The sequence below is a fragment of the Pararhizobium qamdonense genome (assembly GCF_029277445.1).
GTDB classification, from domain to species: Bacteria; Pseudomonadota; Alphaproteobacteria; order Rhizobiales; family Rhizobiaceae; genus Pararhizobium; species Pararhizobium qamdonense.
The window spans coordinates 926,947-942,261 of record NZ_CP119566.1 but is presented as its reverse complement, the minus strand read 5'-3'; the positions used below and the strand labels follow the sequence as shown (position 1 = coordinate 942,261).

Annotated in this window: 13 protein-coding genes; 8 read left to right on the top strand and 5 right to left on the bottom strand. The window is 59.4% G+C overall.

Annotated elements, in window-relative coordinates; genetic code table 11:
• Positions 1-51: 51 nt before the first annotated feature.
• A complete protein-coding gene (locus tag PYR65_RS04450; protein ID WP_276120053.1) occupies positions 52-375 on the bottom strand; it encodes a hypothetical protein in 324 nt (107 codons plus the stop codon).
• A gap of 663 nt (positions 376-1,038) precedes the next feature.
• The gene (locus PYR65_RS04445; RefSeq protein WP_276120052.1) at positions 1,039-2,136 is read right to left on the bottom strand and encodes a DNA cytosine methyltransferase; all 1,098 of its coding nucleotides are present in this window, start codon (positions 2,134-2,136) and stop codon (positions 1,039-1,041) included.
• Between the two features lie 855 nt (positions 2,137-2,991).
• On the opposite strand from PYR65_RS04445, the gene PYR65_RS04440 reads away from it, so the two are divergent.
• Genes PYR65_RS04440 through PYR65_RS04410 form a run of 7 tightly spaced genes read left to right on the top strand, consistent with a single transcriptional unit; the run spans position 2,992 to position 11,313 of the window.
• Positions 2,992-3,156 carry a hypothetical protein gene (locus PYR65_RS04440; protein WP_276120051.1) on the top strand — a complete coding sequence of 55 codons (165 nt, stop codon included), beginning with the start codon at positions 2,992-2,994 and terminating at the stop codon, positions 3,154-3,156.
• The gene (locus tag PYR65_RS04435) at positions 3,149-3,886 is read left to right on the top strand and encodes a hypothetical protein (RefSeq protein ID WP_276120050.1); all 738 of its coding nucleotides are present in this window, start codon (positions 3,149-3,151) and stop codon (positions 3,884-3,886) included. The genes PYR65_RS04440 and PYR65_RS04435 overlap by 8 nt, the downstream gene beginning before the upstream one ends.
• Positions 3,879-6,332 (top strand): Mu transposase C-terminal domain-containing protein, encoded by a 2,454-nt coding sequence (locus PYR65_RS04430; RefSeq protein ID WP_276120049.1) that lies wholly within the window; start codon positions 3,879-3,881, stop codon positions 6,330-6,332. The genes PYR65_RS04435 and PYR65_RS04430 overlap by 8 nt, the downstream gene beginning before the upstream one ends.
• Positions 6,329-7,372, top strand: coding sequence for a TniB family NTP-binding protein (locus PYR65_RS04425; RefSeq protein WP_276120048.1), 1,044 nt, complete (start codon positions 6,329-6,331; stop codon positions 7,370-7,372). Before PYR65_RS04430 ends, PYR65_RS04425 begins: the two co-directional genes overlap by 4 nt.
• Positions 7,369-9,063 (top strand): TniQ family protein, encoded by a 1,695-nt coding sequence (locus PYR65_RS04420; protein WP_276120047.1) that lies wholly within the window; start codon positions 7,369-7,371, stop codon positions 9,061-9,063. Before PYR65_RS04425 ends, PYR65_RS04420 begins: the two co-directional genes overlap by 4 nt.
• Positions 9,060-10,943 (top strand): TniQ family protein, encoded by a 1,884-nt coding sequence (locus tag PYR65_RS04415; protein WP_276120046.1) that lies wholly within the window; start codon positions 9,060-9,062, stop codon positions 10,941-10,943. Before PYR65_RS04420 ends, PYR65_RS04415 begins: the two co-directional genes overlap by 4 nt.
• Positions 10,944-10,992: 49 nt before the next feature.
• A complete protein-coding gene (locus PYR65_RS04410) occupies positions 10,993-11,313 on the top strand; it encodes a hypothetical protein (RefSeq protein WP_276120045.1) in 321 nt (106 codons plus the stop codon).
• Between the two features lie 33 nt (positions 11,314-11,346).
• On the opposite strand, the gene PYR65_RS04405 is transcribed toward PYR65_RS04410, so the two are convergent.
• Positions 11,347-12,135, bottom strand: coding sequence for a metallophosphoesterase (locus tag PYR65_RS04405; RefSeq protein ID WP_276120044.1), 789 nt, complete (start codon positions 12,133-12,135; stop codon positions 11,347-11,349).
• A gap of 222 nt (positions 12,136-12,357) precedes the next feature.
• Between PYR65_RS04405 and PYR65_RS04400 the strand changes: the two genes are divergently transcribed.
• Positions 12,358-12,855 carry a DNA N-6-adenine-methyltransferase gene (locus PYR65_RS04400; protein ID WP_276120043.1) on the top strand — a complete coding sequence of 166 codons (498 nt, stop codon included), beginning with the start codon at positions 12,358-12,360 and terminating at the stop codon, positions 12,853-12,855.
• 178 nt (positions 12,856-13,033) lie between these two features.
• On the opposite strand, the gene PYR65_RS04395 is transcribed toward PYR65_RS04400, so the two are convergent.
• Together PYR65_RS04395 and PYR65_RS04390 are read right to left on the bottom strand one after the other, a co-directional pair.
• Positions 13,034-13,537, bottom strand: a complete 504-nt coding sequence (locus PYR65_RS04395) for a hypothetical protein (protein WP_276120042.1) — start codon at positions 13,535-13,537, stop codon at positions 13,034-13,036.
• 599 nt (positions 13,538-14,136) lie between these two features.
• Positions 14,137-15,270 carry a metallophosphoesterase gene (locus PYR65_RS04390; RefSeq protein WP_276120041.1) on the bottom strand — a complete coding sequence of 378 codons (1,134 nt, stop codon included), beginning with the start codon at positions 15,268-15,270 and terminating at the stop codon, positions 14,137-14,139.
• Between the last annotated feature and the right edge of the window lie 45 nt (positions 15,271-15,315).

The window sequence follows — 15,315 nt, the reverse complement described above, 5'->3', positions numbered from 1 at the left end:
TTCTGGACGGAATGTCTGTAGCTCTCGAAATTCATCGAGTTCCGACCACCATCACTTCCGCGCGGAAACACTTTCACGAGACCATTGCTCGCGAGCGGCGATCAAGTCCGCGCGCTCTCCGTCCGGCCAGATCGGCCCTGTAGGCATCCCAAAATCATCATAGTCCAACGCGAGCCGAACGGTCTCGCGAAGGCTGGTCGCGATCTCGAGCGCGGTGCCGATCCCCGGGGTCCCCGGTATCGACACTGCGGTGTAACGTGCCTTGACATAGTCATCCAGCCTTTCGATTGTTTCCATCTGGCTTATTTGTCGTTGATCGATATGCAAGCCAAGCTGCACACCTTCGTCCGCCATCCGTACGAGGTCGTGGCCCAATTTCGCAGCTCCAGGACAGGCAGTCTACGTGCTCTGAGGTAGGTTTTGAGGTACAGCTCGCACGCATGATAAGCAAGCAACCTGGCGGGACCGTACGTCGTGGCTCTCGGCAAGGCCGCCGCAACTCTTGCCGCCTCGAGATACTCGTCCCCCAGCTGGAATATGCCAAATGGGGATGTGCCAACGCTTTCCGGTATCATACTCGCCCGCCCAAAACCGAGAATTCTCATGCCTGATATGAAAACGGATTCCTGCGTCCCACCTGCCATCCGAGATATTTTTAGGCTCGTAAACCCACACCTGTCGCAAAACAATGTCGTCCGGAAGCATGCGGCAATACTTAACAAACGCCCACGCCTCCGCCCCGTCATGCGCGAACGTGTCGGGCAGCAGTAGGATCAGGAACTGCTGCGCCGCACGAGTGGCGGCTAAACCTCACTGGCCGAAAACCATGCGTGAAACCTCAGCACGGACGGCGCTTATCCGTGCACCGTAACCGGAAGGCTGGACATCACCCAGACGTATTAGACTGCCAGCCTTTCAAACCTAAAACAGTACTAGCCGAGCACAGTCACAGCAAATTGGAAATGACAGCCTTCACGTCTCGTATCCCGATCACGGCTACGCTCCGATCGCCCGCCTTCGGCATAACGTCGATGCCGCCTAGATCTCCATGCCGGCTTTCTCCCTTAGCATCTCCTTGAATTTCTGATTCTGCTTCTCCTTGAGGTACCAAGGTTTGTCCTCCTCGGAAATAAGACCTCTTTCCGGAAGCTGGTAATTCTGGAAAGGCACGCCGTTTTCCTCGAGATGGTTTCTCAGAGCCTGCCCGAGATGCATCGCCAGCAATGGCGGAACCGCGTTCCCGATCTGAAGCCGTATCGATCCGGTACCACCATGGAACTGGTACGCGTCGGGGAAACTCTGCAGCCGCGCGGCTTCCCGAATTGTCAGGGCCCGGTTTTGTTCGGGGTGGATGCATCGTGCGGAGCTTGGCTTGGCGAAACTGCTCGTGATCGTCTGCGAGGGGCGCTCCCATCGCAGCCTCGCATAGGAGCCTGCGAATGCCTTTGGCGCATTGGGCAAGTTCAAATCACGTAGACGGCCGCCATATGGAATCTGGTCGATGAGATCCACGAGATCCCTTGAATGATTGGGCGACTGGTGTCCGGTCACCATCCCGTCGCGGATTTGGACCTCTCCGTTTTCCGTTGGCAGCGGGAGGTCACCGATCGCGTCTCTCAGGGTTCTGCGCTCTTCGGCAGCCACTGGCTCCGGAAAGCGGAAACCAGGGAATTTCGAGCCGACGATGATCAGCCTGCGCCTTCGCTGTGGAACGCCGTAATCCGACGCGTCCAGTATTTCGGTCGTTAGATGATACCCACAGCCCGCCAGCGCCGTCTGGATCGCTTTCAGGTCCGCGCCGTCTCGCACGCGCGCCAGGCCTTCGACGTTTTCGAAAATAAACGCCGACGGCGGTTTGAAGTGTGGCCTGTCGACACCGTTCAGGAGCTTCACGTACTCTTTAAACAAGTGCGCTCTTTCGTCGAGAGGGTTTTGCAGCCCCGCCTCGGAAAACGGCTGGCACGGCGGGCCTCCTACGACCACGTCAATTCCCTTGGTGAAACTCAACATGATCATCGGAAACAGTTCGATGTCTGCCCTCATCGCCATGAAATCCGTAGGCGGGTGATTTGCCTTGAAAGTGGCCATTGCATCCCGATTGAACTCAACAGCGCCACTGACGTGAAAACCCGCCATGGACATCCCCGTCGAAAATCCACCAGCGCCGCTGAAGAGATCCAGTACTCGATACATATGCAATACACCCGCGCTTGCGATCTAGAATTGGGGAGAGCCTATTCGGCAGCGGTTAACAGAAAAGGGACCGTCGTTAGTTAACGAACCTGATTGTAACTCGTGGTAAAACATAGCTTAAATCGACATGTCTCCGATCGCGCCGACTTCCCGACCTGCCGTATGACTTCTACTGGTGGTACGCTTTAGGAATTCAGGAACCCGCCTTTACAGGTGAGGATGACCGCCACCTGTCAACCGAAATCATCCGATTTTAACGGCACGTTAATTCCTGGGCTGTATAAGGATAAGCGTTAGACGTGTGGCCGCACTACTGCGGTCCGCAATGGAGGTCCTAGATGTTCATAGTGCGCCTTATAGGTTTCACTTCTCTCTGAGCCGGAAAGTTCCCCGCGGGACCACGGCCAGCGAGACAGTCGCTAGGTACGAGGTCAAGGGGCTCCGGGATGAACATTATTCACCAGACTGCCGATATTCTTCACGTCTGCCATCGCTGGGCTCTCCACATCTCCGTCGCGGTCGTAACAGCGAACCCGCATTCCCTTTTCAACGCTGATCTTTCCGGTCGCCTGCCGCTCGCAGGACCGCAACGATATCGTTTCGGTTTGCTTCGCGCGCCCCTGACCGGGCCTGCGGCAGAGACCGCCACATCCCGCGAGTACCCCTCCGTCAACTCCCCCGCCGCGCGGCGTATACGCCGTCCAGCGTAGTCGCAGGCGCTCCGCCATCGGAACGCCAGGCTTTCGATCGACCGGGTCTGGATAGCCCGGAGACACGCTCGCGCGTGGGGAGAACGACATGGACCAGCATTCCCTCATCGACACCATCCACGAACGTCGCGCCGGTATCGATATGATCGCGATGCCTTACAAGCGCGACACGTTCTACGCCAAGCCCGCGAAGAAGGAGGGCAAGGAGGCAGACAACTCGTCAGGAGACTGCAAAATACCAAGCCTTGGCTGACGAACCGCAGATCGAATGGGACAGCGTCTACGCCGAACCCGGCCACGCCGACCGCAACATCGCCGAGCGAAACCGTCCCGATCTCAAACCCGTCGAAGAGCGGATGAACATCGTCTCGAACCGGGTGCATCAGTACGATCCCGGCAGCGATACCAACGTGCGCCTCGAAAGCGGCCTTGAGTGGGGCGCGATGCTCATCCTCATGTCACAGCCAAACGTGAAGAACATCCAGGCGCAGTACGGCCGTGTCCACTTTATGCGCGAAGGGCGTTGGCACTGGACGTATTTCGACCTCCGCGTCGAATACCACAGCGGATACATCGCGCTCTTCGCCGTACGCCACATCGAGCGATCCGCCGAGGTCGAACTCGAACTCGAACTAATCCGTAACCAAGTTCTGCATCAACACGCGCATTGCGCGAACTTGCTGACAGAAAAGGAGATTTCTAAACCTGCCGTTTACCGCGCGGCACAGATCATGGCAGCGCGCCAGGTCTGCAACGAGGGAAACAACACACTGGTTCTGAACGCTCTGCACGCCGCCGGAGGACACGCACGCGTGTTCGACGTGCTGACGCAGGTAGACGAAATCCCGTTGGCCAGCGCCTGGAACGCGCTCTGGACGCTGATCGACCGCCGCCAAGTTTTCCACGGCCACCCCAAGGCCAAGAAGACGTTCCTCAAACGCCATTCCTGGATCTACACACCGGAGAAACCGACCCATGCCTAAGACTAAACCTGCGCCGAAATCCCCGCTCGAAGCCTCCCAAGCCTTTACCAAGTACAAGATCGGACCCGACGATCTCGTGATCATCCACGGGCACGAACTCAAGTACGCCAAGGAATACGACCAGGGCGTCGTGCTCCGCCCCGCCAACGACCGCGGCAAGGCCAAGACGAAAGCCTACGACTGGAAGGAAATCTCGCAGCTCCTCCGGCGTGGCACCATGGAGATCGACGTCGGGCACTATTCCGAACGCAACGCCATCATGCGCGCTCGAAACGCAAAAAGCTTCGAGATGTCTCCGCTGGCGATTTTCCGTGCGCGTATGGCGTCCGAGTTCATCGCGCAGGAAGAGGGCATCGACGGGCCGTCGGAGCGCTACCACCGATCGGAAGAGGACATCAAACGGTTCTTCGCGGTCTTCCACGCGGAGAACGAGGCGCTTCTCGAGGAAGTGCGCCGGAGTATCGCGGAAACGGGGAAGGGCAAGCTCTTCATCAGCCCGCGGCAATTCTGCCGGGTGCTGGAGCGGTTCGAGGAGTGCGAACTCGATCCGGTATCGCTCGAAAGCCGCCATGGCGGGAACAGCTCTTGGGGCAGCTCGTTCACACGGGAAGAACTCGCCTTCCAGCTCGAGTACGCCGACATGACGCGTACGGAAGACCAGCCACCCGTCAATTTCTGCTGGAACGAGATGATCCTCGAGAACGACAGGCGGAAAGCCAATGGTGGCGGCATGCGGGTTCCGTCGCTGACGACCTTTCAGAGGCTGGTTCGCGAAGGCAACGACTTTCTGAACGAGGTCGGACGGTCGCAGAACAAGCACCGGATCGAGAGGAAATACGGGTTCGCGCAGAAAGGTCTCCAAGTAAAACGTCCCCTCGAGATCGTCGAGATGGACGAGCACGAGGTCGACCTGATGGTGATGTTCACGAAAAACGGAATCTGGGATCTTTTCCCCAGAGAGGTCCAGGTGCGGATCGAGAAAATGGGAAGGGTATGGCTCTCAGCCGCACTCGACGCCTTCACCCGATCGCTCTGCGGCCTGAAAATCCTGACCGGCAGCCCTGACGGTAGCTCCGCTGTCGCGACGCTCGCGATGGTGGCTCAGCAGAAGGACCGCGTAGCCGCGCTTGCGGGAGCGCGTAGTCCATGGCCACAAGGCGGCACGCCGGGTGCGATCCATACCGACGCGGGTACCGGGTATACCTCGAGCAAATTCGAAATCGCCGTCATGATGCTCACCGGTCAGCACCGGATCCCTCCCTCCAAGCATCCCCACCTCCGCGCGCGCATGGAACGGTTTTTCAGGACCATCAATCAGCGGTATATTCACCTGTTTTCCGGTCAAACTTTTTCCAGCATCCTCAAGAAGGACGAGTACGACTCGGAGAAGCACGCGCACCTCACCGACGGCGAATTCGCCGACTTGATCGTACGTCTCATCGTCGACTGCTATCACAACACCAAGCACCGGGCTCTTGGCATGACCCCGCTGGAGGCATGGTACAGGGGAACACAGCTCGCCGAGGGCGCCGTTTTGCCTCCGCCGTCGGACACCAGATATCGCGAGATCTTCGGCACGACGTTGCGCCGTTCGATCACCAACAACGGGATCGACATCCTTGGCAACCACTACGTGAGCCGCGAGCTTCTCGAAATCCGCAAAAAGTGGTTCCGTGCGAAACTCACTGTCCGGATGAACGACCAGGACATCTCTGTCATCGCGGTAAAACACAGACGTCTGAACAAATGGATCGAGGTCCCTTCGGTATTCGACGGATTGAAGGGGGTGACACTGGAGGAGTGGGCGGAAACCAGGCGCTACGTCGTGGCTCGTTTCGGAGCCGGGACCGAGCACTCGCAGGAGATTGTACGAAAATCGCTGGCCGCGGTCCGCGAGATCATCGCAGCAAGCAAAAAGCGGCCCGGAGTGGCGCTCCACGTCGATCTCGAAGCCAAAATCGCAATGGCAGACAGCACTCTCGGCGCGATTTTCGGGTACAACCAGCCGCAGCCCTACGATTTCGGCCGCTACGACGACGGTATCGACCATGAGGATGACGATGAAGAAGACGGTCTCGACGTCGAGGTCGAGGCGGCGATCGCGACCGCGCGCAAAAAAGGAAAACGCAAAACAGCCAAAGAGCGGACGGTGGTGTTGCTGGAGACAGCTGCCGATCCGTTCAACCCCGGCGTAAGCGGGAAAGTCTACAGCCAGGCTGGTTTTCTGACACCCGAGCAACGCGGCAAGACGCCCGGTTCCGTTTCGATGGACGGCGACGGGCGTTCCAGGCCGCAGCGGCCCGCAAATCCAACCCGTGTCGCAGGGCCGAGCGCCGCTGACCTGGCAAAGGAAGACGGACGCGGAGTCGTCGCGCCCGTGTCTGCGCCCGAGGTCAAGCGCAAGAAAACCATTCGCATCGAAGGCAAGCTCGGGGAGACGGAATGATGGACTTCTCAGGACGCAACGCCGAGGCGATCGAACTGTTTCGAAGCCAAACTCCCGCCAACATCAAGGACCGTGCCGATGTCCTGAAAGCTCTCGACGAGGTCTACGTCTCCACCGACAGCGACGAACAGCTCGACATGGAGCTCGAGCTCGTCGTCGCGCGGATCCTCGACCCGACCGCGAAGGAAGGCTACGCGGTAGCCGTATTGGGTCCTTCGGGCGCGGGCAAAAGCACGCTTGTCAATCGTCGCCTCGACGCCATGAAGCAATTTGCGCCGATGGACGACGGCTACGGCAACGAGGTCCAGTTTTGCCTGAGGGTCCAGACGCCGTCATCGTGCACGGCCAAGGCCCTCGGCACAGCCATCCTCAAAGCGACCGGCTATCCGCTCGAACGAACGCCCAGCGAAGACGACATCTGGAATATCATCAGGAAGCGACTGCGCCTGAAAATGCACAAGGTCATCTTCCTCGACGAATTCCAGCACGTGCTGAAGGGTCCCAAGGCGAAGGGCGGGGCTCACCTCACGAACACGGTCAAGCTGCTGATGCAGGATCCGGAATGGCCAGTCTGGTTGATCGTCGCGGGCGTGCCGGACGTCATGCAGTTCGTAGAGCGGGACGAGTGGTTTCAGATGGAGCGCCGCGTCCGCCCGATCGAGATCGACAATCTCGAAAACGCGGAGGGCGATATCGAAAACATGCGCGCCATCGTCGAGGCCATGGTCGGTCCATGCCGTATGGAGCTGGCTTTTCCGACAACCGACGACTTTCTCCGGCGATTGATGCACGGCGGGCTGTGGCGTTTCGGCATGGCCGTGCAACTCGTCAAGATGTCGATCGAAGTCGCTCTCTGGGATGACAACGCGGCCGGGGAGCTGAAACTGGACCACTTCGTCAAAGGGTATAAACGCCTATCGAACTGCGGGAGAGACTCCAACGTCTTCACGGCCGAGAACTGGCACCTCATCGAAAGACAGGTCACACCGCGTGGCAGACTGACGCCCGGTTACACCCTTTCGAGGGCCGTCGGCGCATGAGCGGGTTGATGCGCGTGCCGCTTATGGAAGAGGAGCTGCTGACGAGTTTCGTGTCGCGCACGGCGCGGGCCAACGGCAGAATGAGGATGCGCGGTTTCTGCGCGGACTTCGGTATCGATTTCGACGGGATGGTCCGCGGTGATAGTTCTGACGTCGAGATGTTAGCCGCCTTGGTTGATCGCCCCTATGAGGAGCTGCTACTGCATCACGTCCGCACGACGGCGTTGCGAGAGCGGGTTTTCCGGGGAACGAACTTCCCGGGCCGGGCTATTTCGTCGCGCCCGCTCAGGTTCTGTCCGCTCTGTCTCGCGGAAGACGAACTGGACGAACGACGGATGCCGGGCACGCGTCGTTACGCGAGATTTCAGTGGGCGTTGAGGAGCCTCCGGACCTGCGGACGTCACGAGCGCTTGCTGGTGCCGTTCGCGTTCTCCCGCCAAAATCCGGACCAGAACGATTTCTGCGCGCTGGTCGATCGGACGGAGGTCGCCGCTGCTCCTCCGGGGGCTGTATGCGATGTCGGCGACTTCGAACGGTTCGTGCTCGACCGCCTTGGGGGCGCCAGCGCGGACGATGGCCTTCTCGCGGCGTTCCCCCTCGCCGAGTGTATCGACCTGTGCGAGCTTTTCGGAATGGCAATTAGCCAGGGCACGCGGTTTAGCCCCAAGACCGACGACGATGAAACGCTGAAGGTCGCCGCCGATGAAGGTTTCCGCGTGCTTCGGGAGGGAAGGAGCGCTGTCGAAAGGGCGCTCGACCAGCTGGCGCGCGGCGCCGACAGGCGACGCGCGCGTGGCCCGGCGCTCTACGGGACGCTGTACGAGCTGCTCGCTCGCCGACCGACCAGTTACGAGCCCGTCAAGCGGATCGTAAGGGAACACTCGGTCGCGGTGGTCCCCAAACTATCGGGTACCCCTGTATTCGGCGGCAGCACTGGCGAGCGCTGGGTGACCATCGCGGCGATCGCACAGGCTTGCGGCCTCTCCGCAGAACTCGTCAGCGGCTATTTACGACAGCAAGGTCACATTCGGCCGAGCAGGACGCGACCGCATGGTACCGAGGTGAGCCCGACCGTCGCCCGAGACGCGACCGCCGTGTTGACGAACGCCGTGACGTACTGCGTTGCGCGTTCGAGCCTCGGCTTCTCGCACAGGGAGATGCAGAGCGTGGTGTGTGCGGGAATGGTCAAGCCGATCGTCCGCCACGCCGATCGTCCGACTTCCCGCTCTCCCATGGATCGCTACTCCGGCGCGGAAATCCAGCAGCTGCGCGATCGCCTGGCGACCCACCCGCACGCGAAACACGACGGCCTCGTGTCGCTGCGGACAGCTATCAGGAAGACTGGATGCGAACCCGCGCGGGCGATCGCCTTGGTCCTCGACAGGCGGCTGGCGACGTTGAGCCGGGTTCCCGGCCATTCCGCCCTTGCTGGCCTTATGGTGGACCCGGCGGAGTTCTCGCAGGCTGTCCGCGCGGAGCCGGAGACGGAAGGAAGAACCTCGGACAGCCCCGCGGATGCCATAGCACTTGAAAGCGCCTTCGGTTCGACGGCGAACCCGGAGCTCCTCCGGCGCGCCACCCGGTCGTCATGCTTCGACACCCCACGCTGGCGGCCAGGACGGCCTGTTACCGCAGCAAAGCCCCCTGGTGCTCCTCCCCGGCCCGAGACCCTGATGGAAATGAAGCCTTGAACGGATTGTTGCGAGTTCCCCTTTTCGATGACGAAATCCTCTCCAGCTACCTGTCGAGACTGGCTCGGGCCAACGGTAACGTCGCCTTCAAGTTCTGCAGCGACCTCGGGCTGAACTACCACCTTGCTACAAGAGGCGATCCGGGTGAGATGGCCAAGTTGTCCGAACTCTGCGGGCAATCCGCTTCTACGTTGTCCCGTCATGGTGTCATGTTCGGCGAGGGACACCGCGTCACGATTCTAGGAGAGACGTTCGGCAAGCGCGCGGTCGCCAAGCATCGGGTCAGGTTCTGCCCCGACTGCTTCGAACAGGACGAGGACGACCGAACCCGGATGCCGCACACGAGACGCTACCTGCGTGGCGTCTGGCTCCTGCGGGCCATCGAAACCTGTGCCGTGCACTCGCGCTCGTTTGTCGCGCTCGAACCACAAAAAGAAAAGGGAAGCCGCTACGTGGATTTCTGCGAGCTCCTCGAATTGCGCGCCGGAGAAATCCGGGAAAAGTCGGCGTCGGCCCGGCGACGGACGCCGACGGAACTCGAAACCTTTGCCCACGACAGGCTCAACGGCATCAGGGAACACGGGGACCTGCTCGACGGCATTGCACTCAATGTCGCCATCGACATCAGTCGCATGCTTGGCGTCGCCCTCGATCACGGAAAGCATCAGCTGATCACGAAGCTTTCGCCGCAACAACAGGCCGACGCGGCCCGGACCGGATTCCACTGCCTACGCCAAGGCACGCCGGCGTTCGATGCGGCTCTGGACAACCTCTCATACGATGGCGCGATCCCGGCACGCGGAGTATACCCGGCCTACGGCAAGTTATACACGTTGATTTTCCAACACAGGTCGGGAAGCGAATACGATATCGTCAGGTCCTGGATCAGGGAGCATGCCGAGAAAAACCTCCCCGCAAAAACCGCCCCGCGACTTCTCGTGGCCGATCAGGCAGAAAAATGGACGACCGTGGGCACGATCGCCCGGGGTCTGGGTATCTCGAAAGCCGCGGTTCTGCATCGTCTCGCGGATGCGGATGTCCATGTGGGAACGCATGGGGTCGTCGAGGGCGCTGCTGCGGGGTTATTCGGCCGTTTTCGCGGGGTTCGCTTGTCCGGGAAAAAGGCGGCCGCGATCCTCGGATGCCCGACTGAAATTTTCTTTCAACTGGTCACCGGCGGCCTGATCAAACGGCTCGATCTGGACGATGCCGCCGTCTCCAAGAAATCAGCCAAAAGGCAGACTAAACTGTTCTCCGCAGAAGAAATCGAAGCGTTTCGGCGGGGCCTTTTCGATCGTGCCAAAGGCTCTGCGGACAAACGGCTGTTGTCAGTCCGCCAGATCGCCCGCAAACACTCTATGCCCCAGGCCACGGTTATCACCCAGATTTTCGAAGGAAGATTGGAGACCGTCGCATGCCTGGAAACAGGCTGCGGTATTCTGGACGACCTCGTCGTGGACAGCGACGAGTTCACCCGCTCGGCGGACTCGTCCGGTCTAGTCTCCGCCGGAGAAGCGTGCCGCCTGTTGGACATTCGCGCGGCTTCTTTGACGAGGCTCTTAGCGCTCGGCGTTTTCGAGTTTAGCGAGGAGCAGAATCGACCTCAGCGTTTCGCCCGCCGCATGATTGACCGGAGCGAAATCGACGCTTTTAGGGAACGCTACGTGACCATCGCCCAGCTAGTTCGATCGACTGGCTTGGATCGCGGCACCGTCCATTCCCGGATCAAGGCGGAGGGCATCAGGCCCGCCTTTCCTCCGGCGAAGTACGGAGCGTTCTACATGGAGCGAACGGAGGTCGAGAAATTGTTGCCGGACATGGCCCCCGCACCTATAGGCTTGCCCGGTCCAGACTTCGCCGTCGCGGCCAAGGCATCTTGACGCCGTGTTGCATTCTCGACCACCATGAGTGACATCAACAGGAGAGACTATGGAAACGAGAGCTCTTTTCAGAAAAACGGAGGCGTCGATGAACGAGCTGGCGGCAAACGCCGGGTTCACTCTGCTCGCGCTTAGAGGAGCGCTGGCGGAGGCAGAGGCCGAGCATCTGCAGGCCCGGGAAGCGGTCAATTGGCAGGATAGGGCATCCGTTCAGGCGGCGAAACACGCTTTCGAACGCGTTTCGGCAATCAGTCTGGCGGTCCAGGATGTCTCGGGTATCGTCACCGCGGCACAGTCCGCCCTCCGGTCGCTCGACCTCAGGAGTACGGAGTGGGAGGTCTACGTCGGAAGAAACGAGATCGCGGCTTAAAGACCCGCGGCTGAAAGTCTGCCGACTTGCGGCTCAGGCTTCCTCCGGCATGGAACCAAATGCCGCGAGCGGCTGACTTTCCGTTACGGAGTACGAGAGCCGACCGGGGCGACCCTCGGACATCAGGAACGAGGCTGTCCCGCATGGACGAATGCGCAACGCCGTCAACCGATCGCTTGCATACGCTCCGGTGTCGACGTTGATACGGTTCGAATGGACCTCGGGAAGAAAACCGTCAGTGATCATATGACCATGAACGATGATCTTGGGTAGCGGACCGTAGTAGGCTGCAAGCGTTTTGCCGTCCCACCTCAGTTTGTAGGGGTCCTGCTTGTCGAGCGGCAACGCGGGATCGATTCCGGCATGGGTGAAGAAATACCGCTCCGTCTCCACGTAGGGCTTGGCAGACCTCAGGAGCTCGACATGTTCGGGAAAACCGTCGGTGAAAACCGAACGCAACTCGTCTCGGAACCATCCGGGGCCCTGGTCGTCAGGCTCTCCCCATATTGCCGAACCCATAGGCACGTATGAATCCACGCATGCGTCGCCGCCGTTATAGCGCCAGTTCATGGAGAATTCCCGGCCGCGGTCGATGAAGCGGAGCATAAGGTCTTCGTGATTGCCCTGGATCAGTACCGACGAGGCTTCGCGCCTGAGCTCCTGTGCGACCAATGCCATCGCTTCGTGCGAGTCCGGTCCGCGGTCTATGATGTCGCCGAGGAAAAGAACTCGATAGCTCTCAATTTTCCGCGCGGCAAAATCCAGCTGCTTCTCGAGCAGGTCGGCCCGGCCGTGGACGTCTCCGATGGCGATGATTTCCAATTTCTGCTCCCTTGGACCACATGAGGATTTTGTATCGGAAGGAGCGTTACGAGAGCCTAAACGCGGCCTGATTCATTTAAGGACGAGCCTGCACGGCGCTTTGCGGGGGGCAGCGATGCGCCGATTTTTTCGGTTGAACACCAAGAATTATTTCGTCGGCGAAAACCACGCCCTCCTTTTTGAGCGGATAATAGTCTCATACAACATGAGACTAGATTCCAGATGGCCTATTGGGACAGCGTCGGCAAGTCCGACGAGTGGTACACGCCCGCATATATATTCGAAGCCCTCGGCTGCAGGTTTGACCTGGACGTCGCGTCTCCGCAGGATTACCGGACAGCCGTCCCGGCGGACCAATTCATCTCGTATGACAGTCTGCAGACGGAATGGAATGGATTCGTCTGGATGAACCCGCCCTTCGGCGGACGCAACGGCCTCACTCCCTGGCTTGACAAGTTCTTCGCCCACGGGAACGGGATCGCACTGACACCAGATCGGACGAGCGCGCCCTGGTTTAGAGCCGCGTGGTCGAGCGCCGATGTCGTGTTGTTCACTCCAAAGATAAAGTTTATGAGGCCTGACGGAACCTCGGGCGGATCGCCGTCAAACGGAACCGCGTTGATGGCAGCCGGGGAAAAGGGGCGATCAGCGCTTCATCGAGCGGCTCGCACTGGCCTCGGGATTCTGGCGGTTCCCCTCGAGGAACAAGAAGCAGTCTGACTTCCCCGCATGAGATCGGCGCCTACCCCTTTTTTGCAAGTGCCTCTGCTTATGTGTCGCCCGCTTCCCGTACGTCCGGCCGCCTTGGCAAGATGAAGAGCCTCATCGGCACAGACGATCAGCCACCTCTGTCAGGACCAATTGAATAGTTGGCAACGACTGCAAATCCAGCGCCTGACTAGCCGAGACCTGACGTTACCCGGCGCAGTTCAGCAAGTAGTGCATCCTCAAACTCACCGAACTGGTGCAGCGCCTCCATATCGCCCCCGGTGGTAGCCAGATCATAATTCAGTCGCTCGTAGTCCGATGTGTAACGAAGTGCGGTTCGCTGTCCCGACGGGCACACGATTATGCGTTTAGGAATAAGGTGGGCGGCGATTATTGACCGACGCAAGATATCAAGTTTTGCGAGAGGATCACCGATGTGGATTTCGAATCCTCTGTCTGCCGATCCCTGCGCAGCCAGAGCGGGCGTGTAGTCAATCATGGAAAAGGTGCGAAGGGTTTTGCCCTGCCCCAGACTTCTCGCCGCGAACGCCGGCTGAGGAGAGTGAAGCAGTGACAGCATATGTGGATCGATCAGCGGGAATTCGGACATAAACGCTTCGAAGACCGTGTCAAAGGGCGCCTTCACATTTATAACTTTGTGTTGGAATTCGATCGAATATGTTCCGACTGACATGCCTGCTCCTTGCTTCATCCGCCAGTTGATTTTCCTGAAAGGTACTCTGCTAACGTTAACGCCGGCGTACCTCGTAATTGCTGGCGGTGAAATCAGGACTTCGAGGACTCGCGAACACTTGCGGCCCGACGAGCGGGACGTAACTCCTCGATCGTTGGAAACCACCACTCCGGCCGGACCGTGGACAAAGTCTTGGCGGGCCATGTCGCGAGGAGCTTCTCCAGCGTCGGAGCTCGCCACAAACCCCATACTCCTCGGTGGCGCTTGGGTAGAATTCAAATGCTTCGCGCAGACAGACCAGTTCGCCGGTGATCTCCGTGAAGACGACCAGACGCTGAACCGGCGCAACGATGCATCGGAGGAAGCGCCGGGACGGCCGTTTTGGGCTTGAGCTGGCAGCCGGAGAAAATTCCGCTCTCGTTCTGATCAACCTTTAACTTGCGACGTTAAAATGTAACGATTTCAATTACTTAAAAACTGGGACATTTCAGGTCGAATTTTCAGGCTTTTTGGAATGATTTCCTAGCGCTAACTCATTGATTTCATTGATTCGGCAATGACATCACAGTTGAATTTCTACATCTCGAAGCCGGTCCGGATCAGGACAACCGCTTGCTGAAAGCCTTGAGGAAATTCACGTTTCCCTCCGTTCCCTCAGCCTCGGCAAGGACCACGTCCATATAGCCGTTGGTGATATGAACGGCCGCAAAGCCGCCTTTGAAAGTGGCGGTCGGCTTGAAAAGGTCGAGACCCTGCTGATTGTAGATCATCGGCGTGTCATGCTCATGCCCGTGAAACAGGCCAACCACGTTGTAGCCTTTGATCGCGCCGAGCAAGGCCGCGCGCTCGTCCTCGCCCCACCAATGGGCGTGACCCGAACCCTCGTCATCGAAGGTCATCTTGGCCGGATCCCATTTCTCCAGCGAGAAAGGGTCCCAGCCATAATGCTGGAACAGCACCACCGGCCTGCCGTCGGCCGCCGAATTGGCAAGGTCCTGTTTGAGCCAGTCCAGGCCGCTGATCGCACCCTTGTTGGTATCGCCACCGAAACGCTGCAGCTGCACCAGATGCAAACCGCCCCAGTCCCAGGAATAGTTATCGGATTCGATATCGTAATTGGCGACCGCAGCCGGTGGCTTGTAGAACACCGTCTGGCGATGATTGAGCTCGACATAGTCGCGCAACTCGCGGCGATACCAGTCGAGATGCGGTGGAACGCCGTCCTGGTCGAGGTCGTGGTTTCCAAGGCCGTTGTAAACAGGGAAATGCACCCGGTCCGGTCCGGCACCTTCCTGATAGCGGCTGGAAAATTGCAGCAACTGATGGCCTTCGCCGGGAACCTTGACCTGCCCGCCGCCATCATCGGTCATGTCGCCGCCGATGACGAGGCCGAGTGGCGTTGCTATTTTTTTGCCCGCTCCGCCAAGCCCCGTTGCCACGCCGTTAATCTGCGCTGGCCACTCGAATTCCGCAATCCGGTTCAAAGCCGCCACATGCCGCAAAAGATTGGCGTCGGTCTTGCCTTCCTGCGCGCAGTTCGGGCTAAGCACGCCGCCGGAGATGAGGCATGTGTGGACATCGGCCGTGAAGAGAAATGTTGCATCGATCGCTGGCCACGCTTTGGTTGCAGCCGCTGCCGCATACGGCGGAGCAATCGATGACACGACGCCAAGGCTCAGCAGATTGGCAAGAAAAGACCGCCTTGGAAGCAGAGGAAACGGATGACCAGCCATACAGAAATGTCCTGAAATTTGTCTTCAGGGCATTCTGGCTGATCA